17 protein-coding genes, 2 tRNA genes and 2 rRNA genes are annotated in these 23,285 nt (G+C 57.2%); 9 read left to right on the forward strand and 12 right to left on the reverse strand.

Annotation, left to right across the window (positions count from 1 at the left end):
• Nucleotides 1-40 precede the first annotated feature (40 nt).
• The 4 genes from AB4P92_RS02915 to AB4P92_RS02930 all read left to right on the forward strand — a co-directional run bounded on the left by AB4P92_RS02915 (nucleotide 41) and on the right by AB4P92_RS02930 (nucleotide 5,295).
• Nucleotides 41-430, forward strand: a complete 390-nt coding sequence (locus AB4P92_RS02915) for a hypothetical protein (protein WP_395598829.1) — start codon at nucleotides 41-43, stop codon at nucleotides 428-430.
• Between the two features lie 269 nt (nucleotides 431-699).
• Nucleotides 700-1,539 carry a glutathione-dependent disulfide-bond oxidoreductase gene (gene yghU / locus AB4P92_RS02920; RefSeq protein WP_115147981.1) on the forward strand — a complete coding sequence of 280 codons (840 nt, stop codon included), beginning with the start codon at nucleotides 700-702 and terminating at the stop codon, nucleotides 1,537-1,539.
• 249 nt (nucleotides 1,540-1,788) lie between these two features.
• Nucleotides 1,789-3,969 carry a TonB-dependent siderophore receptor gene (locus AB4P92_RS02925; RefSeq protein WP_395598830.1) on the forward strand — a complete coding sequence of 727 codons (2,181 nt, stop codon included), beginning with the start codon at nucleotides 1,789-1,791 and terminating at the stop codon, nucleotides 3,967-3,969.
• 132 nt (nucleotides 3,970-4,101) lie between these two features.
• A complete protein-coding gene (locus tag AB4P92_RS02930; protein WP_047302143.1) occupies nucleotides 4,102-5,295 on the forward strand; it encodes a GAF domain-containing sensor histidine kinase in 1,194 nt (397 codons plus the stop codon).
• 34 nt (nucleotides 5,296-5,329) lie between these two features.
• On the opposite strand, the gene AB4P92_RS02935 is transcribed toward AB4P92_RS02930, so the two are convergent.
• From AB4P92_RS02935 to AB4P92_RS02950, 4 genes are all read right to left on the reverse strand, one after another.
• Nucleotides 5,330-5,470, reverse strand: coding sequence for a hypothetical protein (locus AB4P92_RS02935; protein WP_155418744.1), 141 nt, complete (start codon nucleotides 5,468-5,470; stop codon nucleotides 5,330-5,332).
• Nucleotides 5,470-6,195, reverse strand: coding sequence for an SDR family oxidoreductase (locus AB4P92_RS02940; RefSeq protein WP_395598831.1), 726 nt, complete (start codon nucleotides 6,193-6,195; stop codon nucleotides 5,470-5,472). The genes AB4P92_RS02935 and AB4P92_RS02940 overlap by 1 nt, the downstream gene beginning before the upstream one ends.
• A 424-nt stretch (nucleotides 6,196-6,619) precedes the next feature.
• Nucleotides 6,620-6,961, reverse strand: coding sequence for a hypothetical protein (locus AB4P92_RS02945; protein WP_115147985.1), 342 nt, complete (start codon nucleotides 6,959-6,961; stop codon nucleotides 6,620-6,622).
• A gap of 85 nt (nucleotides 6,962-7,046) precedes the next feature.
• Complete coding sequence (locus tag AB4P92_RS02950) at nucleotides 7,047-7,685, reverse strand: ATPase (protein ID WP_395598832.1); 639 nt, start codon at nucleotides 7,683-7,685, stop codon at nucleotides 7,047-7,049.
• A 170-nt stretch (nucleotides 7,686-7,855) separates the two neighbouring features.
• Here AB4P92_RS02950 and AB4P92_RS02955 point away from each other — a divergent pair, with 170 nt between their 5' ends.
• Both AB4P92_RS02955 and AB4P92_RS02960 read left to right on the forward strand, forming a co-directional pair.
• The gene (locus AB4P92_RS02955) at nucleotides 7,856-8,104 is read left to right on the forward strand and encodes a hypothetical protein (protein WP_042562040.1); all 249 of its coding nucleotides are present in this window, start codon (nucleotides 7,856-7,858) and stop codon (nucleotides 8,102-8,104) included.
• A gap of 72 nt (nucleotides 8,105-8,176) precedes the next feature.
• The gene (locus AB4P92_RS02960) at nucleotides 8,177-8,671 is read left to right on the forward strand and encodes a PaaI family thioesterase (RefSeq protein WP_200617084.1); all 495 of its coding nucleotides are present in this window, start codon (nucleotides 8,177-8,179) and stop codon (nucleotides 8,669-8,671) included.
• A gap of 57 nt (nucleotides 8,672-8,728) precedes the next feature.
• Here the strand turns inward: AB4P92_RS02960 and AB4P92_RS02965 are convergent, their stop codons facing one another.
• Nucleotides 8,729-10,924: an OsmC domain/YcaO domain-containing protein gene (locus tag AB4P92_RS02965; RefSeq protein WP_210703681.1), complete on the reverse strand. Its 2,196-nt coding sequence runs from the start codon at nucleotides 10,922-10,924 to the stop codon at nucleotides 8,729-8,731.
• Nucleotides 10,925-11,222: 298 nt separating this feature from the next.
• Between AB4P92_RS02965 and AB4P92_RS02970 the strand changes: the two genes are divergently transcribed.
• Nucleotides 11,223-13,868, forward strand: a complete 2,646-nt coding sequence (locus AB4P92_RS02970) for an EAL domain-containing protein (protein WP_395598833.1) — start codon at nucleotides 11,223-11,225, stop codon at nucleotides 13,866-13,868.
• 49 nt (nucleotides 13,869-13,917) lie between these two features.
• Here AB4P92_RS02970 and AB4P92_RS02975 read toward each other — a convergent pair whose 3' ends face one another.
• Both AB4P92_RS02975 and ppk2 read right to left on the reverse strand, forming a co-directional pair.
• The gene (locus AB4P92_RS02975; RefSeq protein WP_042558879.1) at nucleotides 13,918-14,121 is read right to left on the reverse strand and encodes a hypothetical protein; all 204 of its coding nucleotides are present in this window, start codon (nucleotides 14,119-14,121) and stop codon (nucleotides 13,918-13,920) included.
• Between the two features lie 145 nt (nucleotides 14,122-14,266).
• On the reverse strand, nucleotides 14,267-15,082 hold the full coding sequence (ppk2, locus tag AB4P92_RS02980; RefSeq protein WP_042558878.1) for a polyphosphate kinase 2: 816 nt from the start codon (nucleotides 15,080-15,082) through the stop codon (nucleotides 14,267-14,269).
• Nucleotides 15,083-15,252: 170 nt separating this feature from the next.
• Here ppk2 and AB4P92_RS02985 point away from each other — a divergent pair, with 170 nt between their 5' ends.
• On the forward strand, nucleotides 15,253-17,379 hold the full coding sequence (locus AB4P92_RS02985; protein WP_395598834.1) for a TonB-dependent receptor family protein: 2,127 nt from the start codon (nucleotides 15,253-15,255) through the stop codon (nucleotides 17,377-17,379).
• A gap of 137 nt (nucleotides 17,380-17,516) precedes the next feature.
• Here AB4P92_RS02985 and AB4P92_RS02990 read toward each other — a convergent pair whose 3' ends face one another.
• Nucleotides 17,517-18,734, reverse strand: a complete 1,218-nt coding sequence (locus AB4P92_RS02990) for an MFS transporter (RefSeq protein ID WP_395598835.1) — start codon at nucleotides 18,732-18,734, stop codon at nucleotides 17,517-17,519.
• A gap of 130 nt (nucleotides 18,735-18,864) precedes the next feature.
• On the opposite strand from AB4P92_RS02990, the gene AB4P92_RS02995 reads away from it, so the two are divergent.
• Nucleotides 18,865-19,491: a TetR/AcrR family transcriptional regulator gene (locus tag AB4P92_RS02995; protein WP_395598836.1), complete on the forward strand. Its 627-nt coding sequence runs from the start codon at nucleotides 18,865-18,867 to the stop codon at nucleotides 19,489-19,491.
• A 174-nt stretch (nucleotides 19,492-19,665) separates the two neighbouring features.
• Here the strand turns inward: AB4P92_RS02995 and rrf are convergent.
• The 4 genes from rrf to AB4P92_RS03015 form a co-directional block, all read right to left on the reverse strand.
• A 5S ribosomal RNA gene (gene rrf, locus AB4P92_RS03000) occupies nucleotides 19,666-19,781 on the reverse strand.
• A 156-nt stretch (nucleotides 19,782-19,937) separates the two neighbouring features.
• A 23S ribosomal RNA gene (locus AB4P92_RS03005) occupies nucleotides 19,938-22,831 on the reverse strand.
• Nucleotides 22,832-23,072: 241 nt separating this feature from the next.
• Nucleotides 23,073-23,148 (reverse strand) — tRNA-Ala (locus AB4P92_RS03010).
• A 10-nt stretch (nucleotides 23,149-23,158) separates the two neighbouring features.
• Nucleotides 23,159-23,235 (reverse strand) — tRNA-Ile (locus AB4P92_RS03015).
• Nucleotides 23,236-23,285 lie beyond the last annotated feature (50 nt).

The following is a 23,285-nucleotide window of genomic DNA, read 5'->3' on the forward strand; positions in this document are numbered from 1 at the left end:
ACATGACCAGAAACATACCGCTCTCTCTTTCGGGAACAACATGCCGATGAACATTTCGAAAAAAGCCGCAATACCTGCGGTAGCCATCGCTGCCGCTGCTGTGGCCGCGCTGCAACTGTTTATGTACGACAGCGAAATAATCATCGCTCAGGCGACATTGGGCAGTATCCCGGTTGAGTTAATCGCTGAAATACTCATTACCATCACATTGCACGCGTTCTTCGTCTTGATGATCCCGCTGATATTGATCGCACGGCAGAACATCACGGCTGGCTACGCGGCACTCGCGTTATCCCTTGCAGCCTACGTCCAGCTGACAACAGATTTGAGTTTGATCGGGATGGCAGTCACCGCCATCGCCTTTTCAATTCTGGCTGTCTGGGCTATCAGTAAAGCACTTGAATGGGTCCGCTATCTGCGCGCCAGATGAATGTGCGCAGGGTTGCTCGTATCACGATCAGGGAAACACTCCACACAGGGCATTTCCCTCATAACCATGCACGATCGGCCCTAACACCATGAGAGGACCACAAGCGTAAAGGGGAGATGCCATGGCTGCATGTCGAGGTAATGTCCAAAGCATCCTGGTATGACATTCAGGATCACTGGCCACAGTGCCAATCCTGACACATTGAATGGAACGAGATTTTTCCCTACGGTGTCCCTCTATTCTCAGCCAGCAACGATGAGGTCTTTTTCATGAGCAATGCGCCCTACGTTCCGCCCAAGGTCTGGAAAAACGAAGCAGCGTCCGGCGGCCAGTTTGCCAGCATCAACCGTCCGATTGCCGGGCCGACGCACGAGAAAACGCTGCCGGTTGGCAAGCATCCGTTGCAGCTTTACTCGTTGGCCACGCCCAATGGGGTGAAGGTGACCATCCTGCTCGAAGAGTTGCTGGCACTGGGGCACAGCGCCGCCGAATACGATGCGTGGCTGATCCGCATTGGCGAGGGCGATCAGTTCTCCAGCGGTTTTGTCGAGATCAATCCGAACTCGAAAATCCCAGCCCTGCTCGACCGCAGTGTCGAGCCACCGATTCGCGTATTCGAGTCGGGCTCGATCCTGCTGTATCTCGCGGAAAAGTTCGGCGCCTTCCTGCCTGAAGATCCGGCTGGGCGCACCGAAACCCTGAACTGGCTGTTCTGGCAGATGGGCTCGGCGCCTTATTTGGGCGGCGGGTTCGGACACTTCTACGCCTATGCGCCGGAGAAACTGGAGTACCCGATCAATCGCTTCACCATGGAAGCCAAGCGGCAACTGGATGTGCTCGATCGGCGCCTGGCCGAGAGCCCGTATCTGGCCGGCGACAGTTACACCATCGCCGACATCGCGGTCTGGCCATGGTACGGCCAACTGGTGCGCAACAACGTTTATTCGGCAGCTGAGTTTCTCGCGGCCCACGAGTACACCCATGTCCAGCGCTGGGCAGAGGACATAGCCAAGCGACCAGCCGTCATCCGTGGACAGCGCGTCAACCGCACGTGGGGCGATGAGGCGAGCCAGGTCCCCGAGCGGCATCAGGCTGAAGATTTGAGCTGATATTCGCGCAACGCTCCCCTGCTTTAAAAACGGCCGATCAAAATCAAATTGATCGGCCTTTTTTTTCAATCCCTACCTTCATCCAATCACCGGCGGTGACTGTTCAGTCGTAAGCCAGATGTGAAAAATTTGTTAACTAACTGACTCGTACGGCTTTCTCCGAGCGGATCAATCTGACAGACTAATGCGAATAATTCCTACACGCATGTGCATCAGATTCGTCTTTAGTATTCTTGGGGAAGCAGATTGATGTCGTTTCATACCGGTTTTCGCCGTTCGAACCTTTCGCCTAACTTATTGGCAATGGCCATTTGCATGGCCGGCGTCGCGCCAGCGCTGGCCGATGAAGCAACTCCAGCCACGCCAGAAAACACCGCGGCGCCCGCCACGCTGGAGCTGGGTGCGACCGAAATTGGCGCCACTCAGATGAGCAGCACAACGGAAGGTTCAGAGTCCTACACCACAGGCCCGATGCAGACCGCGACCAAGCTGTCGCTGACCATGCGCGAAACGCCGCAGGCGGTGACCGTCATCACCCGCCAGCGCATGGATGATCAGGGCATGACCAGCATCAACGATGTGGTGCGGGGCACGCCGGGGTTGTTCCTCAATCAATCCAGCGGCCCGGGTCGGCAAAATTACAGCGCCCGCGGTTTCGACATCGACAACATCATGTACGACGGCCTGCCCAGCTCTTACCAGCCGTACTCGATGGCAGTGCAGCCGAATCTGGCGATGTTCGACCGGGTTGAAATCGTCCGTGGAGCGACCGGCCTGGTCACCGGTGCCGGCAACCCTTCGGCAGCGATCAACATGGTGCGCAAACGCCCGACAGCTACCCCGCAAGTGACGCTCACCGGTGCAGCCGGCAGTTGGGATGATTATCGCGGCGAGATTGACGCCTCCGGCGCATTGAATGACAGCGGTACCTTGCGTGGCCGCGTAGTGGGTTCCTATCAGGGCGCCGACAGCTTCCGCGACAAGGAAGAAAACGATCACGGCCTGTTCTATGCCATCGGTGAATACGACCTGAGCGACGCCACTACGGCAACCTTGGGTTTCTCCCGTCAAAATGAGCAAACCAACTATTTCTGGGGCGGTTTGCCGATCGGCACCAACGGCCACCATCTCGACCTGCCCCGCTCCACCTACCCGGGCACCGACTGGGAAAATCGCAAGCTGCAGATCGACACCGTGTTCGGCGAAGTCGAGCACCGCTTCGACAACGACTGGAAACTCCACGTTGCCGGCTCGTCCTCAACGCTGAACGGCGAATTCTCCGGCACGTACCTGTCGCGTTACCAAGGCCCGCTGGAAACCACCGCGTACCAATCGCATCACACCGACAAGCAGACCGCGCTCGACGCATTTGCCAGTGGCCCGTTCGAAGCCTTCGGCCGCACCCACGAACTGGTCGTCGGCGCCAGCACTCGAGAATTCGATGCCAACACCAAGGAATACAGCCCCTACACCACCGCGTGGCCAATCGGTGCGCCGAAGCCTGATTTCGTGCGCGATGGCAACACCCACAGCATCACCACGCAGGATGCGGTTTACCTGACCACCCGTTTGAGCCTGGCCGATCCGCTGACGCTGATCCTCGGCAGCCGCCTCGACTGGTATGACTACGATGACCGCACCACCGACGGCGACTACAAAATCACCCGCAACCTGACGCGTTATGCCGGGCTGATCTACAAGTTTGACGACCACCACTCCGTTTATGCCAGCTACACCGACATCTTCACCCCACAAACCAGCAAAGACCTTTCCGGCAAAGTGCTGGAGCCCATCGTCGGCGAAAACTACGAGGTCGGCATCAAGGGGGAATATTTCAACGGCGCGCTCAACGCCAGCCTGGCCGTATTTCAGATGGACCAGACCGGCCGCTCTACCACGGCGGACAACCAGTTGGGTTGCCCGGTGATGACCTGCTACAACGCGTCCGGCAAAGTCCGCAGCCAAGGCATCGACATGGAACTGCAAGGCGCACTGACCGAAAACTGGCAGCTCGGCGCTGGCTACACTTACACCCGCGCGCATTACATCAAGGACGAAAACCCGGCCAACAATAATCAGAAATTCGACAGCGACACGCCCGAGCACTTGTTCAAGGTCTCGACGATGTATCGCCTGCAAGGCTCACTGGAAAAACTCCGCGTCGGTGGCAGCGTTTACTGGCAGAGCCGCATGTATAACGACATCGCACTCGCCAATGGCAACAGCTATCGTCTTGAGCAGGGCAGCTACGCGACCGCCGACCTGATGGCCGGTTACGAAGTCAGCAAACACCTCGACCTGCAGGTCAACGCGAACAACATCTTCGACCGCGTTTACTACTCCGCCATCGGCAGTAACGTCACCTGGGGTTCCAACGACAACTACGGCACTCCGCGCAGCTACATGCTGACAGCCAAATACAAGTTCTGAGTCCTGTAACCCTCACCTCGGCACACGCAAGGGCGCCTGGACAAGCCATGGCGCCCTTTTTTCGGACGGGCCAATTAGCCAAGACTGGCAATAAGAGATAGTCTTTCGACGACATTATTTCGAAGCGCCGCCATGACCGATCCTCAGTTCACATCAGACATTGAAGCCATCCGCAGCATTGATGCGGTGCCTGTCATCCTGAGCATGGTCAAGCACATCACCGGCATGCGTTTCGCGGCGGTGGCCCGGGTTACCGAAAATAACTGGGTGGCTTGCGCGGTCGACGACTCGATCGATTTCGGTCTCAAACCCGGCGACGAACTGGTACTCGAATCGACCATTTGCCACGAGATCCGCCAGCATCAACAACCTGTCATCTTCGGCCATGCCAGCCTGCATCCGATCTTTTCATTGCATCACACGCCGAGAACCTATGGACTGGAGAGCTACATTTCCATTCCTATCGTCAAAGCCGATGGCGAATTTTTTGGCACGCTGTGTGCGATCGACTCCGTACCGGCCAAGCTCGACGAACCCGCCATCGCCAAGACACTTACGCTATTCGCGCAACTGATCGCCATGAGCCTCGACACCCAGACGCGTCTGCACGCCGCCAAAGTCGAACTGGACACTGCCAATGAGCTGGGCCGGCTGCGCGAGCAGTTCATCGCGGTCCTAGGGCATGATCTGCGCACACCGCTGAGCGCCATTCGCATGAGTGCCGATTTGCTCGAAACCAAAGTCGAAGACAAGCGTTCGCTCAATTTTATCGCGGCGATCCGCAACAGTTCTGTGCGCATGGGTGTGTTGATCGAAAACATCCTCGACTTTGCCCGCGGACGCCTCGGCGGCGGCATTCCAGTGCAGCGAAAACTGGTCGACGATTTGCAGCGCACGCTGCGGATGACGCTTGAAGAGGTTCAGGTGTCCCACCCGCAGGCAACGTTCATTCATAGGCTGGACGTGCCGACAGGTGTCTATTGCGACGCGTTGCGCATCAGCCAATTGCTCTCCAATCTGCTGGGCAATGCGGTCACCCACGGTTCAATCAGTGAACCGATTGTCCTCAACGCCTGGGCTGAGAACGACGAATTTGTGATCTCGCTGACCAACCAGGGCACACCGATTGCCCCCCATTTGATTCCGCTGTTGTTTGAGCCCTTCTCGCGCTCCGAAGCCGGGCAGCGCTGCGAAGGACTGGGTCTGGGCCTTTACATCGCTTCGCAGATTGCGACGGCGCATAACGGCAGTCTGAGCGTCACCTCAGACAGCGAATCGGGAACCTGTTTCGTGGCGAGATTCCCGGCGCAGTTCAAATGGGTCTGAGCACGTGCCGCCCGAACATGCCTGACGTGACGGGTCACAGGTCAGCGAGAATGCCACACTGCGCCGTAAAGAAGCCTGCGGCAATGTTGGCCGGCATGACCTGGCGCAACGCTTCGTCGGCACTGGACATGCAATAGCTGGCCTGAGCCGGTTGCCGCACTAGGGTCGCACTCATCATTGCAGGCTCTCGCGGGTTGGACCGCGAAAATGCACCTCGTTGATGTGGCAGCTGCGCGGCTGGGTCAGCACGAATCGCATGGTCTCCCAGATGGACCGCCCATTGAGCAGCTTGCTCTGGGGATCGACCCTTTCATCCAGACCGGTGATTTCAAAATCCGGCGGATAAAAACCGGTGACCCGAATCTGCTCGCCGGCCAGCCGATCAGCCATGTTCTGGCAGAAACCACTCATGCCGTGCTTGGCGGCAAAAAACGCTGGATGGGCGACGGAATTGGTGAAATTCGCCACCCCGCACACCGATACCATTGCGACGATGTCAGCTGCACCTGAGCGGCGCAGGCTTGGCAGCAATGCCCGGGTAAGGACAATCGACCCCGTCAGACCGGAGTCAATGGTCGAGCAGATTTCCTCGTCGCTATCGTCCTCTGCCAGCGGCCCTTCAAGCCACTGCGCCGCACTGAGCACGAGGATGTCGACCGGGCGATCATCCTCCAGCAGGCGTTCGGCGAAAGCACGCACCGACGCCGCACTGGCGATGTCGCATTGATAGGCACGGGCGGTACCGCCCTCGCGCTGAATAATCTCGCAAGTGGCCTGCGCACTGGTCAAGTGTCGCGCGCACAAGTCGACGTGGGCGCCTTCGCGGGCCAGCCAGACCGACACCGCCTGGCCGAAATCGCGCCCTCCTCCGGTGACAACAACACGTTTGTTTTTAAGCATGATCAACGTACCTTTCAATAAGCAGACTGTTACAGCCCAGGATGCGCAACGGTGCAGCTACCGGAGATCTTGCCCTGGTTCGTCGGCGTCGACCGCGAACTGGCAGCCATAGACCTTGTGTCCCCGTGCTCTGCCAGCGCATGACTCAGGGCTTGGCCTAAACCGCGGCTGACGCCGGTAATGGCGATCCTGAGCGACTTCCTTGTATTCATGATGAAAACTCCTCCTTGATGTGTCGGCTGCCAGTGCCGAAATGTATAAGCAGATTGTCGGGCCGTAAGTCAGGTACCTCACCGCACAGTAATTGGCGGGCCAAGCAAAATCCAGGCAAAAAAACCCCGCAACCCAATTAAGGGGCGGGGTAAAAAATTGGTTGGTTGCGGCCAACCAAAGGAGCTCTGTGAGATACGGTTAACGGGCGAAATCAGATGCACTCCTGGGCTACCCGTTCAAAACTTGATGGCAGGAAGTTCGAGGCCAGCAGGTGGCGCTCGTAAAGGAACACCTTGCCGCCGCTGCCGGCCTTGTAGGCTTCCAGCACGTTGTCCGCCGATACCTTGCTCGGCACCACGATCCGGTAACTGCGCTGGGTCTGCGAGACGGTCGGGTTAAGCGCAATGCCCTGCAACTTGGGCACGACGCAATCGGCGTATTGCGCTGGCGTCTTGCTGGTCTGCAAGGTCAGGGTCGGGTCGTTCGGTGCAGAGGCGCAGCCGGCAAGCAGCAAGGAAGCGACAACCAAGGCAGAAACGAATAAAGGACGCATCGGTGTAATCCTGAAAATAAAGTTTCGGTTCAACCGGCAACGGTTCGGCTTCACGCTGCCGCCATTGCCGTTGATATTTGCGATGTCAGCTTGCCGAGACCAACGCCTTGAGCGAGCTGTCGAACTGCTTCAATGCGTTGAGTTGCAAGTCGCGTTGCTTGTCGATCTGCGCGGCGATTTGCGGCGGCGCCTGGTTATGCACCCAGACCGACGGCATCTGCTTTTCCACCGCGCCTTCCGCCTTGCCGATGTATTGCAGGTCGGCGTCATAGAACCGCGCGGTAAAACGCGCTTCGACCAGATTGTTGCGTTGGGTCAGCAGACGATTGAACGTGTCGAGTTTCACCACCACATCGGGATGGGCCTGCACCAGCTCGTCGAGGCTGCCGTAGACAGTCACTGACAAGAACTGCTGTTGTAACGAACTCATCAACCAGTCGATGGCCAGTTCCGGGTCGGAACTGGCGACGAAAGCGTCGCGAATCCGCGAGTCGAGCGCATCTTTCGCGCCGTTGAGGGCCATGTCGTGGTAACGCTCAAGGTATTGCAGGTTGTCCAGGGTGTTTTCGCTGTACAGCACGCCAACAGTCTGCGAATGCTGCAACGTGGCGCTGCTGCCGGTGATGGATTGAAAATGACACGACCGGGCATTGTCGGCGTAGGTCGGCGCAGCAACAGCGCCCATCAGCAGGGCCGCCAGAGCCAATCGAGTCAGAATGTTCATCGCGCAAATTCCTTGAGCTGCGTGTTCGATGGAGCGATTTTCCGCCCATCGGCGACAAAGCAGAACTTGCGTTTGGTGATGGTCACTATTACTTCTAGCGATAGTTGCGCAATGTGCAGACTGATTACACACTCGATCACAACTAGAACAAGATGAATGAGGAATTCTCCTTGAGAACATTTGACCTGATCCGCGACGCCGTCCTATCCGAGTATCGCGAGCGCGTGGCTGAATACCTGGTCCAGTACGAAAGTGTCCTGCTGAGCAAGGATGACGCTGACCAGCAGCTCATTCGGGACACCGCCAATCAGTTGCGCGGCTACCTGCGCGGGCTGAACACCACGCGGGTTTTGGGCATGGCGTATTGGGAAGAGCTGGATCGACGGGTTGTCGACACGTGGCTCACGTCCGAAGAATGACCGTACATTCAAGCGCGGCGGCCGTAACCGCATTCGCCTGACCGGGCTCACTACTTCAGGATGACCACACCCATGTCCAACCTCGATACCCCACTGCAAGACAGCGCCGCCCCCGAAGGCGTTTGCTACGGCTGCGGCGGCAGCAACCCCCACGGCCTGCACATCAAGAGCCATTGGCATGAAGATGGAGTGCACGTCATCGCCGAGCATCTGCCGGATGCCAAGTACTGCGGCTGGCCGGATCTGGTCTACGGCGGACTGATCGCGATGCTGGTCGACTGCCATTCCAACTGGACGGCGATGGCCTATCACTATCGCGCAGAAAACCGCGAAGCCGGGACTCTGCCCCGCATCGATTGCGTCACCGGCAATCTCGGTATCAAGTTCATCAAACCCACGCCGATGGGCGTAACGTTGACCTTGCGGGCGAAAGTCGAGGGTGAAGTCGGGCGTAAAACCCGGGTGATTTGCGAGGTGTTTGCGGGCGACGTGCTGACCGCGGTGGGTGATTCGGTTTTTGTGCGAGTTGATACCGGGCAGTTGGCGGATGCTGCGCATAAGCGCTAACTTCGGAAAACTGTGGCAAGGGTGCAAGCTCCCTCGCCACAGGTGATCATTTCAAAATCACACCGCGACGCTGGCCCGTGCCGAATGCAGCTTCTTATAGCTCTCGATCAAGCGCAGATGCCGATCAAGGCCCTCCAGCTTCATGCTCGTCGGCGTCAAACCATAGAAACGCACGCTGCCGTTCACCGAGCCAATGGCCGCGTCCATGCGCTCGTTGCCAAACATGCGGCGGAAGTTGGCTTCGTAGTCGGCCAGTTCCAGATCTTCGTCCAGTTCCATTTCCAGCACCACGTTCACCGCTTGGTAGAACAAGCCGCGTTCGACGGTGTTGTCGTTGTATTGCAGGAAGGCTTCGACGAGGTCTTTCGCCTGATCAAACTTTTGCAGCGCGAGGTAGATCAGCAGGCGCAGTTCGAGGATGGTCAGCTTGCCCCACGGCGTGTTGTCGTCGAACTCGATGCCGATCAGGGTGGTGATGTCGGTGTAATCGTCCAGCTCGCTTTTTTCCAGACCCTGGGCCAGGTTGCGCAGGCCGACTTTGCTCAGGCTGTGCAGGTTGAGGATGTCGGCGCGAAATTGCAGGGCCTTGTTGGTGTTGTCCCAGATCAGGTCTTCGACCGGATAGATTTCCGAGTAGCCCGGCACCAGAATCCGGCAGGCCTTGGCGCCGATGTGCTCATAGACCGCCATGTAGACTTCTTTGCCCATGTCTTCGAGGATGCCGAACAGCGTTGCGGCTTCTTCGGCATTGGAGTTTTCGCCGTGGCCGGAGAAGTCCCACTCGACGAACTCGAAATCCGCCTTGGCACTGAAGAAGCGCCACGACACCACACCGCTGGAGTCGATGAAGTGCTCGACGAAGTTGTTCGGCTCGGTCACTGCCTGCCCCGAAAAGGTCGGCTGCGGCAGATCGTTCAGGCCTTCAAAGCTGCGGCCCTGCAACAGCTCGGTCAGGCTGCGCTCCAGCGCGACTTCCAGGCTTGGGTGCGCGCCAAATGAGGCAAACACGCCGCCCGTGCGCGGGTTCATCAGGGTCACGCACATCACCGGAAACTCACCGCCCAGCGACGCATCCTTGACCAACACCGGGAAGCCTTGCTCTTCCAGGCCCTTGATGCCAGCGAGAATGCTTGGGTATTTCTCCAGCACTTCCTGCGGCACATCCGGCAGCGCCATTTCACCTTCGAGGATTTCGCGTTTGACCGCGCGCTCGAAGATTTCCGACAGGCACTGCACCTGCGCTTCGGCCAACGTGTTGCCAGCGCTCATGCCGTTGCTGAGGAACAGGTTTTCGATCAGGTTGGACGGGAAGTACACCACTTCATTATCGGACTGGCGCACAAACGGCAGCGAGCAGATGCCACGCTGAGTGTTGCCGGAGTTGGTGTCATAGAGGTTCGAGCCACGCAACTCGCCATCGCGGTTGTAAATCTCAAGACAGTATTCGTCGAGAATCTCGCTCGGCAACTCGTCCTTCGGGCCAGGCTGGAACCAGCGCTCGTCCGGGTAATGCACAAACTCTGCGCTGGCGATGTCCTCGCCCCAGAACTGATCGTTGTAGAAGAAGTTGCAGTTCAGTCGCTCGATGAACTCACCCAGCGCAGACGCCAGTGCACCTTCCTTGGTCGCGCCCTTGCCGTTGGTGAAGCACATCGGCGAGTGCGCGTCACGGATATGCAGCGACCACACATTGGGCACGATATTGCGCCACGAAGCGATTTCGATCTTCATGCCCAGGTCGGCGAGAATTGCCGACATGTTGGCGATGGTCTGCTCCAGCGGCAGGTCCTTGCCGGCGATGTAGGTGCCCGCCGCCGAGCCCGAGTGCGGCATCAGCAAGGCCTGGGCATCGGCGTCGAGGTTTTCGACTTCTTCGATGATGAATTCCGGGCCGGTCTGCACGACTTTCTTCACCGTGCAGCGGTCGATCGAGCGCAGGATGCCCAGGCGATCCTTTTCAGAGATGTCCGCCGGCAATTCGACCTGGATCTTGAAGATCTGGTTGTAGCGATTTTCCGGGTCGACAATGTTGTTTTGCGACAGGCGAATGTTTTCCGTGGGGATATTGCGCGTATCGCAGTACAACTTCACAAAGTAAGCCGCACACAAGGCCGACGACGCCAGGAAGTAGTCGAACGGCCCCGGTGCCGAGCCATCGCCCTTGTAGCGGATGGGCTGATCGGCGATCACCGTGAAGTCGTCGAACTTGGCTTCAAGTCGAAGGTTGTCGAGAAAGTTGACCTTGATTTCCATGCGGGATTACCAGAATACGGCTAAACGAATGGCGGCCATTATCCGGTTTTTGAGCGGGAAGTCTTGTGCTTTCGGGAATCGCCGCTGACCGGGGAGACGCCTTCTTCGGCGCGCAAACCCATATCCGGCGCGGCTTGGCCGGGTCAGTCGTCACTTGTTGCAAACTGGCGAAAGCAAAGTCTCCCGGTGTTCACTACGCTTCTACAGACTCCGATCAGCATGATCCTGAAGAAGAATCTGAACATTGCACCAGCGGCACTGTTCTAGATTCAGAAGACAGCGGATCAAGGACGAGTGAATGGACATTTCCACTTACGCAGCACCGCTTCCCCCTCGGCAGAGCGTCGTCACCCGGCGCCTGGCGGTCGCCGTGGGTGCGCTATTTGTCACTGGCGTGATTGCTGCGGCCGTTGCCTTGCTCGGCATCGCCAACAAACTGGATAAGGAGGAAGTCCGCAAGACCGAGTTCTACTCGGTTCGCGCCCTCGAAAATCGCATCACTGCCTCGAAAAACTACATCACCAGTTACGCCTACTGGACCACGGCCTATGAGCGCCTGAGCGATCAGGTCGACACCCAATGGGCCTATACCGAGCAAAACCTGGGTAACACGCTGTTCACCGCCGACGGTTATGACGGCGTGTTCGTGCTGGATCGCGAGCGGACCAAATACGCTGTGGTTCGCGGCCAAATGCTCGATACGGATATCGCGGCGTTCGTGGAGGTCAGCGCGGCTTCACTGCTGGATCAGGTGCAAGGCCAAAGCGACTTGACCCACCCCGTCAGCCGCTACTCACTGTTCGAAGGCTGGCCGGCGCTGGTGTCGGCAGCGGCCATTTTGCCTAACGATGAGCGGCCGCAGAAGACTGCGCTGCAAACCTCTGTGCTGGTGTTCGTCGACAAACTCACCCCGACCAAATTGCGCAAGATCGGCAGCGCTTACGGCTTGAAAAATCTGACCCTTGCCCCGAATGAAACCCTGGACCCGGCACGCCCGCGAGTGCCACTGGACAGCACCGGTTTTAGCCTGGTATCCGATCTTGAGCGGCCGGGGCAACAGTTATTGTGGTCATTGCTGCCCACCCTCGGCGCGACGATGGTGGTATTGATGCTACTGACCGCCTACTTCTTCCGCCACGCTTTGCGTTCGTCGCGGTATGTCGACGAAAGCTTTGCGGTGATGCAGTCCTACAACCTTGCACTGGAAGCCGCCAACTTCGGCCTGGAAGCCAGTGAGGAGCGTTTTCGTGCGGTGGCGGAAGCCGCTTCGGACTGGATCTGGGAGACCGACCGGCATCTGTCGCTGACCTATTTGTCGGCGCGATTCAGCGAAGTGACCGGCTACCCACAAACCCTTTGGCAGGGTCAGGACATCGGTCAACTGCTGTTCTGCGACACCACCCCACTGGAACTGTGGCTGAAGAAACTGAACGAGGAAGGTCACGCCAGCGATCTGCGTTGCACCTACCGCGACCATTCCGGGCAGCAACGTCATTGTCGTCTTTCGGCTCGCCCGATCTTCGACAAGCAAGTCGTCATCGGTTATCGCGGCACCGCCAGCGATATCACCGACGAGGTCGCCGCCCATGCTCAAATCCAACACTTGTCCATGCACGATGCCCTGACTGGGCTGCCCAATCGCAATAAACTCGCGCGTTATCTGGATGAAGCGCTGATGCTCAGGGAGCACGCGCCGGCGCTGTCGCTGCTGATGATCGATCTGGACAACTTCAAACCGATCAATGATTCGCTCGGCCATCCGGCCGGTGATGCGGTGCTGCAGGAAGTCGCCGCCCGTTTGCGTGAATGCACCCGCGACGATGACATCGTCGCCAGGCTTGGCGGGGACGAATTTGTCGTGGTGCTCAATGGCATGGACGCACCTAACGAAATCGACAAGTTCTGCACCCGACTGATCGGCAGCCTGCATCAACCGGTGGTCTTCGAGCATCACCCGTTGCACATTGGCGCCAGCATCGGCATCGCCCTGAGCCGACGCCATGGATTCACCCCCAGCGAACTGATCCGCTACGCCGATATTGCGCTTTACCAGGCCAAGTCCGAGGGCAAGAACACCTGGTGTTATTTCGAAGCGCACATGAGCGACCAGATCCAGACACGCCGGCAAATGGAAGACGACCTGCGACATGCGCTCAAGCACAACGAGTTTATCCTGCACTACCAGCCGCGCTATAAAGTTGATGGCAAGCAGATCGTTTCAGTCGAGGCACTGGTGCGCTGGCAGCATCCGACCAAGGGTTTGCTTGGGCCCGACCTGTTTATTCCGTTGGCGGAGCAGACTGACCTGATCGTCCCGCTCGGGCGCTGGGTGTTGCGTGAGGCTTGCGAAACGGCGCTGACGTGGCCGGAAGACATCTTGCTATCGGTCAATCTGTCGCCTGCGCAATTCGCCGTGACCGATGTGGTCGAGGATGTCCGCGAAGTGCTGGTCGACACCCGCTTCCCGGCCAGTCGACTGGAGCTTGAGATCACTGAAAACGTCATGCTCAACGATACCGACGGCGCGCTGACCACCATGAACGCTCTTAAAGAGCTAGGCGTGCGCCTGAACATGGACGACTTCGGCACCGGATACTCATCGCTCGGTTACCTGCGTGCGTATCCGTTCGATGGCATCAAGATCGACAAGCGCTTCATCGCCTCAATCAGCAGCGGCGCCAATGACCGGGCGGTGGTGCAGGCGATCATCGGGCTGGGCAAAGCCATGGGCCTGACCGTCACTGCCGAAGGCGTCGAAACCGCGGAGCAACTGGATATTCTGGGGGCTGATCAATGCAATGAAGTACAGGGTTACTTCATGAGTCGTCCGGTCGACAAAACCGAATTTATGGGTCTGCTGCAAACATCGAGAAGTGGCCAGGCAACGCAGCCGAAGGCAAAAAAAGTCAGCGTCAGGAGTGGCCTGAATCTGGAGGGTTTGTGATTCCCCCCCAGAACATGAAGGCTTACATCGTTCGGTTTCAGCCAAGTGTCTAAGTCATATCGCTGGTAAACACGCTCCCCGCATCCCGCACCAACTGTCGCCATTCGGCGCTGGTAATGATTCCCTGCGCCTCCATTTCATCGGCAGCCTTGAGCAGTTCGTCGTACTGCTGCTCCGGATCCATCTGCAATTGCGACTGAGTCGCCAGGTTGCGCCATGCCGCCAGTAATTCTTTCTTTCGCTGATCGAACATAGGGTTTAACTCATGGGGGACTTCCCCTATAGAAAGAGGCGCAGGCGCGGTTGTTCAGCGCAGTCGACGGGTGGAAGGCTGACTCATGATCCTGCCGATCCCAGCACAGGTTCGAGCACATACCTCTAACGCCGAGAGCGAGCCGTCAGAACTTGTCTGCAACACGTTTGTACTGATAATCCGGCTCGCGGTACTTGCCCGGTTTCTGCCGCTTGGGCAGCGTGACCGGCTCATGTGCGACTTCTTCATAAGGAATGCGGCTCAACAGATCAGTGATGATATTGAGTCGCGCCCGGCGTTTGTCGTTGGAGTCGGCCACCAGCCAGGGGGCGTGGTTAGTGTCGGTATGCTTGAACATCTCGTCACGTGCGCGTGAGTAGTCATACCAACGGCTGTAGGACTTGAGATCCATCCCCGTCAACTTCCAGGTTTTGCGGCCGTCGTTGATACGCGCTTCCAGTCGACGGGTCTGCTCCTGCGGGCTGACCTCCAGCCAGTATTTGATCAGGATCACCCCTGACTCGACGATTGCGCGTTCGACCAGCGGTGTAGATTTGAGGAACTTGTCGGCCTGCTCCTCGGTGCAGAAACCCATCACCCGTTCGACACCCGCGCGGTTGTACCAACTGCGATCAAAGATCACCACTTCGCCCGCCGCGGGCAAATGTGGCAGGTAGCGCTGGACGTACATCTGGCTTTTCTCGCGTTCTGTTGGCGCCGGCAGCGCCACCACGCGAAAGATCCGTGGGCTGACCCGTTCGGTGATCGCTTTGATTGTCCCGCCCTTGCCCGCACCATCGCGCCCCTCGAAGACGATACAAACCTTCACGCCCTTGGCGATGACCCACTCCTGCAGCTTGACCAGCTCGACATGCAGCGTGCGCAACTCCTCAAGGTAAGCCTTGTTTTTCAACCGGGGAGTTTCGGACGTCTTTGCGGCTTTCTTCTTGTCTTTTGCCATGATCGAGCCCTCACGGATTGGAATTTCGCTGTGAACCAGACTCGTGAGATTAGTTTATGGCGCGTTGTTTTCCATTGCCGGACAATAAGCAAAATCGCGATGTGTTTCTTTCGTTCTTTCTAACGTCGCACTGTTCATTGCCCGTGCCTGTCTTGTCTGGAGTTTTTTCGATGCCTTCGCCCAATTCCCTGCCCACCGCGTTGTTGGGGCTGGCCCTCGCGTGCCCGACCATGGCTCAGGCTCAAGGTATGGAGTTGGGGCAGGTGCTGATTTCCGCCGAGGATCGCAGCGGTACCGACGCGGCTGTCGACGACGCCAAGGTGCGTCTGGCCGGTGTGCCCGGCGGCACCAACGTTGTCGACATGCGCCAGCCATTGCAGGGCCGCGTGGCGAGTAATCAGGATGTGCTGGCCTATCAGCCGGGGGTTTATGCGCAGTCGGCGGGCAATGAAGGCGTGAAGATTTCGATTCGCGGCTCGGGCATCAATCGTGCGCCGGGCGCTCATGCTTCGGGGCTTTATACAATGCTCGACGGCCTGCCGCTGACCGGCCCCGGCGGCACGCCTTACGAATTGCTCGAACCGTTGTGGGTCGACCATGTTGAGGTGCTGCGCGGCGCCAACGGCTTCGATCGCGGCTCGCTGGCCCTAGGTGGTGCCATCGATTACGTCAGCCATACCGGCTACGACGCGCCGAAACTGCAAGTCCGCTATGCCACCGGCAGCCATGGTTACCAGCAGCGTCAGGTCAGTTCCGGGCAAGTGCTCGGCGACTTCGATTACTACGTGTCGTTGACCGACTCGAACGCCGACGGCTATCAGGATCACACTGCCAGCGAAAGCAAAGGCCTGATTGCCAACTTCGGTTACCGCTTCAACCCGAACCTGGAAACCCGCTTCTACATCCGTTACCGCGAAACCGACAACGACCTCGCCGGACGCGTGACCAAGCACTCCATCGAACACAACTCACGGGCCGCCAACCCGGCGTACGTGTCGCGCGATGACAGCCGCAAGCAGCCGGGCAGCACCTTCATCGGCAACAAGACCACCTTCTACATCGACGACGATTCCAGCATCCAGACCGGTCTCGTTTACCACGACTACCCGATGGATCTGCGCGAAGGCCCGAATCGTCTGAAGGTCGCCTATACCGACGTCAGTGGCACCTTCGACTACAAGCGCCGCGACACACTGTGGGGCATGGAAAGTCGCAGCAATGTGGGCCTGCGTGTGACCAAACATCTGCCCAACGATGGCGCCAGTGAGTTTGTGCGCATTCCCACCGGCAACACCGCAGCCTATGTACCGGGCACGCGCATGCGCAATTTCACCTATCAGGGTTCGGACACCGTTCTGCACTTTGGCAATGATCTGGAAATTGCCGATGACCTGTGGCTGACCACCGGCCTCGCCGCCATCTACACCCGCCGCGAAAGCGCCGTCACCTATCCGCAGAGCGGAGGCAAAACCAGCATGAACGACTGGGACTACGCGCCCCGCCTCGGCCTGCGCTACCAGGTGACACCGGACCTGCAAGTGTTCGGCAATCTCAGCCGCTCGGTCGAAGCGCCGCATCCGTGGTCGCTGATCTACAGCTCCAACGTGCGCTTCCCGACTGGGAGCGGCGCGGCCACCGGCACACAGCGCGACCCGGTCAAACTGCAAAATCAGACAGCTACCACGCTGGAACTCGGCGGTCGTGGTGAAAGCGCGCTCGGTGAATGGAGCCTGGCCTGGTACTACGCGCAAGTGCGCCACGAGTTGCTTTCGGTGCTGCCAGACGCCACCGCAGTCACGCCGTATGAGCTCAACGCCAGCCCCACCGTGCACCAGGGTGTCGAAGCCAGCCTGAACAGCAAACTCTGGTCTTCCGCCGACGGGCAGCAGTTAAGTTTGCGTCAGGCGTACACCTTCAGCGATTTCCACTACCGCGATGACGATCGCTTCGGTGACAACCGCTTGCCGGGATTGCCGATGCATTACTACCAGGGTGAATTGCGCTACGACTGGCCGCAGGGTTTCTTCGCCGCTTTGAACACGCAACTGGTGTCGAAAGTTGCAGTGGACTACGCCAATAGTTACTACGCCGATCCGTATGCGCTGTTCGGCGCGACGTTGGGGTACAACGCGCCGAAAGGTGACTGGCAGACCTGGGTGGACATGCGCAATTTGACCAACAAACACTACGCGGCGACGGTCACGCCGGGGTATGACGACAAGGGACTGGACGCGGCGCGGTCGACGCCGGGTGAAGGGATGGGCGTTTATGTCGGGGTTTCGTGGAGTTTGCTCTGAGGCCACGACAGGATAGGTAAATACCCCGCCAATCTCTGTGGGCCAACGATCAGCCATTTCAGACCGAGAATTGAAAGCGCTGCCATTGAGGACGTCCCTCCCCGCAAGGGACGTTCGAAAGGCAGCGCTTCGGGGCCTCAATGCCCGGCAACCAACGTTCGTCCATGTCCACGCGTCCCCGGCTTGAAACCATGCCCGCGCGCGCGCCAGACAATGGCAAACCCGACAGCCACCAGCAGCGTCATCGCCCACGGAAAAGACGCGACGCCCCACTTGTCCAGCAATACGCCACCGACAACGCCGCTGCCCGCAATTGCGCTATTCCATGCCACCACATTCAGTGACAACGCCACGTCTGCGCCATCGCCGGCCGCATCCGCCAGCGCAGTTTGCAACAACGTCGCCGCGCCGCCAAAGCTCAATCCCCACACCGCTACTGCAATGTAGATCACTTGCGGTACGTGCCCTGAGAAACCCAGCACCACGCATACCGCCGCAAATGCCGCGAGGCTGACGAGTGTGGTTTTTCGCAACAGCGGCTCAACCAATTTCGCCGTCAACCAGATCCCCACCAACGCAGCGACCCCGAAGACCAGTAAGACCAGATCCACCCTACTCTCCAACCCCGCCGACGCCACGAACGGTGCAATGTAGGTGTAGAGAATGTTGTGCGCGAGCATCCAGCTGATCACCACCGCCAGTACCGGCCGCACACCCGGCGTGGTCAGCACGCTGCGCAGCGACATGCGTTGATGCGCAGGCTGCGGTGGGTAGTCAGGCACTTTCACCAATACCCAAACTATCAGAATCAACGCCAGGCCCGACATGATGCCAAACGCGGTGCGCCAACCCACCAGACCACCCAGCCATGTACCGAGTGGCACCCCCAGCGAAAGCGCAATGGGTGTGCCGACCATGGCCAGCGCCAAAGCCTTGCCCTGCTGATCGGGCTCGACCATGCGGCGGGCATAACCGGCCAACAAACTCCACGCCAACCCGGCCGATACGCCGGCAAAGAAGCGCGCCACCAACGTCACGCCATAGTGAGAGGACAGCGCCGTGATGGAATTGAACAGCAGGAAACCGACGATAGTCAGCAGCAGCACATTACGCCGGCGCCAGCCACGGGTCGCGATGGTCATCGGGATGACCGCCAGCACCGAGCCTAACGCATAGGCCGTGACCATCTGGCCGGCCATCGACGGCGAGATCGCCAGTCCTTCGCTGATCAACGGCAGCAAGCCGGCAGGTAGGGTTTCGGTGACTATGCAGATAAAACCTGTCATGGCCAACGCCAGCAAGGCGCCGATTGGCAGGCTTTTCGGCGTTGCCGATAAAGTGAGTGAAGGCGTCACGGGAAGTCCTTGAGTAGTGATTTCGAGAATTAAATACCGATCGATATAAAATACTGATGGCAGCGACCACTCGTTGTCAACGACTTATGTATCGTCTAGTATTTAAATCATCTCACCGAGGAATCCTGAAATGGCAAGAACGGGCCGCCCCCGCAATTTCGACCGCGACGACGCCGTCGAGCAAGCCATGCAATTGTTCTGGCAACACGGCTATGACTCCACCTCCCTCGCTCTGCTGAAAGCACAATTGGGCGGCGGAATTTCCGCGCCGAGCTTTTACGCTGCGTTCGGCTCAAAGGAAGCCCTGTTTGACGAATGCGTGCAGCGTTACCTCGAGACCTTTGCTCAGGTTACCCAATACCTGTGGGACGAAAATCTGCCTCCGCGCCAGGCTATTGAAACCGCGTTGCGCCAGTCGGCGCGCATGCAGTGCGAGGATGGCCACCCCAAGGGTTGCATGGTTACTCTCGGCGTAATGAGCGCACCCAGCCCTGAAAATGTCCGAGTGGTTGAAGCCCTCACCCAGTCCCGCGCACGGACTCGTGCGGGGATCTTGGCGTGCGTCAAGCGGGGAATGAATGCTGGTGAGTTACCGGCCAATACGGCGGCCCCCGCCCTGGCGACGGTTTTTGACAGTTTTCTGCAGGGGATTTCCATCCTCGCTCGGGATGACACCACGATTGAGGTGATTGATGCGGCAATCACTCAGGTATTGATGACGTGGGACATCGCGGCCGCCACGTCTGGCAAAGATTGATCAGTGAGAGCGCGTTATAAAAAGCGCTGAAGCGGAAATTCGCTGCCTGTTGTGAACGAGCTATGTAAATTGAACCTAGATACCAACCGGACTGTGTCGAAAAATACTGTATTAACTTTTCTGCGGGCAAAACAAAACCCCAACTGCTTTCGCAATTGGGGTTTCGGAATTTAATCTTGACGATGACCTACTCTCACATGGGGAAACCCCACACTACCATCGGCGATGCATCGTTTCACTGCTGAGTTCGGGATGGGATCAGGTGGTTCCAACGCTCTATGGTCGTCAAGAAATTCTGGTACTGAGTCGCGACCAGATGGCCTCGCTTCAGCAAATTGGGTATGTGATAGCTTTCGGTGTTTGTGAACATCGAACTTTCGGTTCGTTTCGTCTTCACACACCGCAATCTGATGCTCTTTCGAGTAGTCAAATTGCTTGGGTGTTATATGGTCAAGCCTCACGGGCAATTAGTATTGGTTAGCTCAACGCCTCACAGCGCTTACACACCCAACCTATCAACGTCGTAGTCTTCGACGGCCCTTCAGGGAACTCGAGGTTCCAGTGAGATCTCATCTTGAGGCAAGTTTCCCGCTTAGATGCTTTCAGCGGTTATCTTTCCCGAACATAGCTACCCGGCAATGCCACTGGCGTGACAACCGGAACACCAGAGGTTCGTCCACTCCGGTCCTCTCGTACTAGGAGCAGCCCCTCTCAAATCTCAAACGTCCACGGCAGATAGGGACCGAACTGTCTCACGACGTTCTAAACCCAGCTCGCGTACCACTTTAAATGGCGAACAGCCATACCCTTGGGACCGGCTTCAGCCCCAGGATGTGATGAGCCGACATCGAGGTGCCAAACACCGCCGTCGATATGAACTCTTGGGCGGTATCAGCCTGTTATCCCCGGAGTACCTTTTATCCGTTGAGCGATGGCCCTTCCATACAGAACCACCGGATCACTAAGACCTACTTTCGTACCTGCTCGACGTGTCTGTCTCGCAGTCAAGCGCGCTTTTGCCTTTATACTCTACGACCGATTTCCGACCGGTCTGAGCGCACCTTCGTACTCCTCCGTTACTCTTTAGGAGGAGACCGCCCCAGTCAAACTACCCACCATACACTGTCCTCGATCCGGATAACGGACCTGAGTTAGAACCTCAAAGTTGCCAGGGTGGTATTTCAAGGTTGGCTCCACGCGAACTGGCGTCCACGCTTCAAAGCCTCCCACCTATCCTACACAAGCAAATTCAAAGTCCAGTGCAAAGCTATAGTAAAGGTTCACGGGGTCTTTCCGTCTAGCCGCGGATACACTGCATCTTCACAGCGATTTCAATTTCACTGAGTCTCGGGTGGAGACAGCGCCGCCATCGTTACGCCATTCGTGCAGGTCGGAACTTACCCGACAAGGAATTTCGCTACCTTAGGACCGTTATAGTTACGGCCGCCGTTTACCGGGGCTTCGATCAAGAGCTTCGCGTTAGCTAACCCCATCAATTAACCTTCCGGCACCGGGCAGGCGTCACACCCTATACGTCCACTTTCGTGTTTGCAGAGTGCTGTGTTTTTAATAAACAGTCGCAGCGGCCTGGTATCTTCGACCGGCATGAGCTTACGGAGCAAGTCCTTCACCCTCACCGGCGCACCTTCTCCCGAAGTTACGGTGCCATTTTGCCTAGTTCCTTCACCCGAGTTCTCTCAAGCGCCTTGGTATTCTCTACCCAACCACCTGTGTCGGTTTGGGGTACGGTTCCTGGTTACCTGAAGCTTAGAAGCTTTTCTTGGAAGCATGGCATCAACCACTTCGTGTTCTAAAAGAACACTCGTCATCAGCTCTCGGCCTTAGAATCCCGGATTTACCTAAGATTCCAGCCTACCACCTTAAACTTGGACAACCAACGCCAAGCTGGCCTAGCCTTCTCCGTCCCTCCATCGCAATAACCAGAAGTACAGGAATATTAACCTGTTTTCCATCGACTACGCTTTTCAGCCTCGCCTTAGGGACCGACTAACCCTGCGTCGATTAACGTTGCGCAGGAAACCTTGGTCTTTCGGCGTGGGTGTTTTTCACACCCATTGTCGTTACTCATGTCAGCATTCGCACTTCTGATACCTCCAGCAAGCTTCTCAACTCACCTTCACAGGCTTACAGAACGCTCCTCTACCGCATCATCCTAAGATGATACCCGTAGCTTCGGTGTATGGTTTGAGCCCCGTTACATCTTCCGCGCAGGCCGACTCGACTAGTGAGCTATTACGCTTTCTTTAAAGGGTGGCTGCTTCTAAGCCAACCTCCTAGCTGTCTAAGCCTTCCCACATCGTTTCCCACTTAACCATAACTTTGGGACCTTAGCTGACGGTCTGGGTTGTTTCCCTTTTCACGACGGACGTTAGCACCCGCCGTGTGTCTCCCATGCTCGGCACTTGTAGGTATTCGGAGTTTGCATCGGTTTGGTAAGTCGGGATGACCCCCTAGCCGAAACAGTGCTCTACCCCCTACAGTGATACATGAGGCGCTACCTAAATAGCTTTCGAGGAGAACCAGCTATCTCCGAGCTTGATTAGCCTTTCACTCCGATCCACAGGTCATCCGCTAACTTTTCAACGGTAGTCGGTTCGGTCCTCCAGTTAGTGTTACCCAACCTTCAACCTGCCCATGGATAGATCGCCCGGTTTCGGGTCTATTCCCAGCGACTAGACGCCCTATTAAGACTCGCTTTCGCTACGCCTCCCCTATTCGGTTAAGCTCGCCACTGAAAATAAGTCGCTGACCCATTATACAAAAGGTACGCAGTCACAGAACAAAGTCTGCTCCCACTGCTTGTACGCATACGGTTTCAGGATCTATTTCACTCCCCTCTCCGGGGTTCTTTTCGCCTTTCCCTCACGGTACTAGTTCACTATCGGTCAGTCAGTAGTATTTAGCCTTGGAGGATGGTCCCCCCATATTCAGACAAAGTTTCTCGTGCTCCGTCCTACTCGATTTCATGACTAAGAGATTTTCGCGTACAGGGCTATCACCCACTATGGCCGCACTTTCCAGAGCGTTCCGCTAATCTCAAAGCCACTTAAGGGCTAGTCCCCGTTCGCTCGCCACTACTAAGGGAATCTCGGTTGATTTCTTTTCCTCAGGGTACTTAGATGTTTCAGTTCCCCTGGTTCGCCTCTTGCACCTATGTATTCAGTACAAGATAACCATCTTATGATGGCTGGGTTCCCCCATTCAGACATCTCCGGATCAAAGTCTGTTTGCCGACTCCCCGAAGCTTTTCGCAGGCTACCACGTCTTTCATCGCCTCTGACTGCCAAGGCATCCACCGTATGCGCTTCTTCACTTGACCATATAACCCCAAGCAATCTGGTTATACTGTGAAGACGACATTCGCCGAAAATTCGATAATACTCAATTCAGAGTAACTCACAAATTTTACCTTAGCCTGATCCGTTACCAGTGAAAGTAACGTTCAGTCTATCTTTCTATCACATACCCAAATTTTTAAAGAACGATCTAATCAAAAGACTAGAAATCAATATTCAGCGCGAATATTCATTTCTAAACTCTCAAACTTTCGAAGCAGTTTATGGTGGAGCCAAGCGGGATCGAACCGCTGACCTCCTGCGTGCAAGGCAGGCGCTCTCCCAGCTGAGCTATGGCCCCATAACAAAATTGGTGGGTCTGGGCAGATTCGAACTGCCGACCTCACCCTTATCAGGGGTGCGCTCTAACCAACTGAGCTACAGACCCAATTTCGAGCTTGTAACTGTTAGCTCAGAGCTATCAGCTTGGAGCTTAAA

The sequence above is a fragment of the Pseudomonas sp. A0308 genome (genome assembly GCF_044218815.1).
Lineage (GTDB): Bacteria > Pseudomonadota > Gammaproteobacteria > Pseudomonadales > Pseudomonadaceae > Aquipseudomonas > Aquipseudomonas iridis.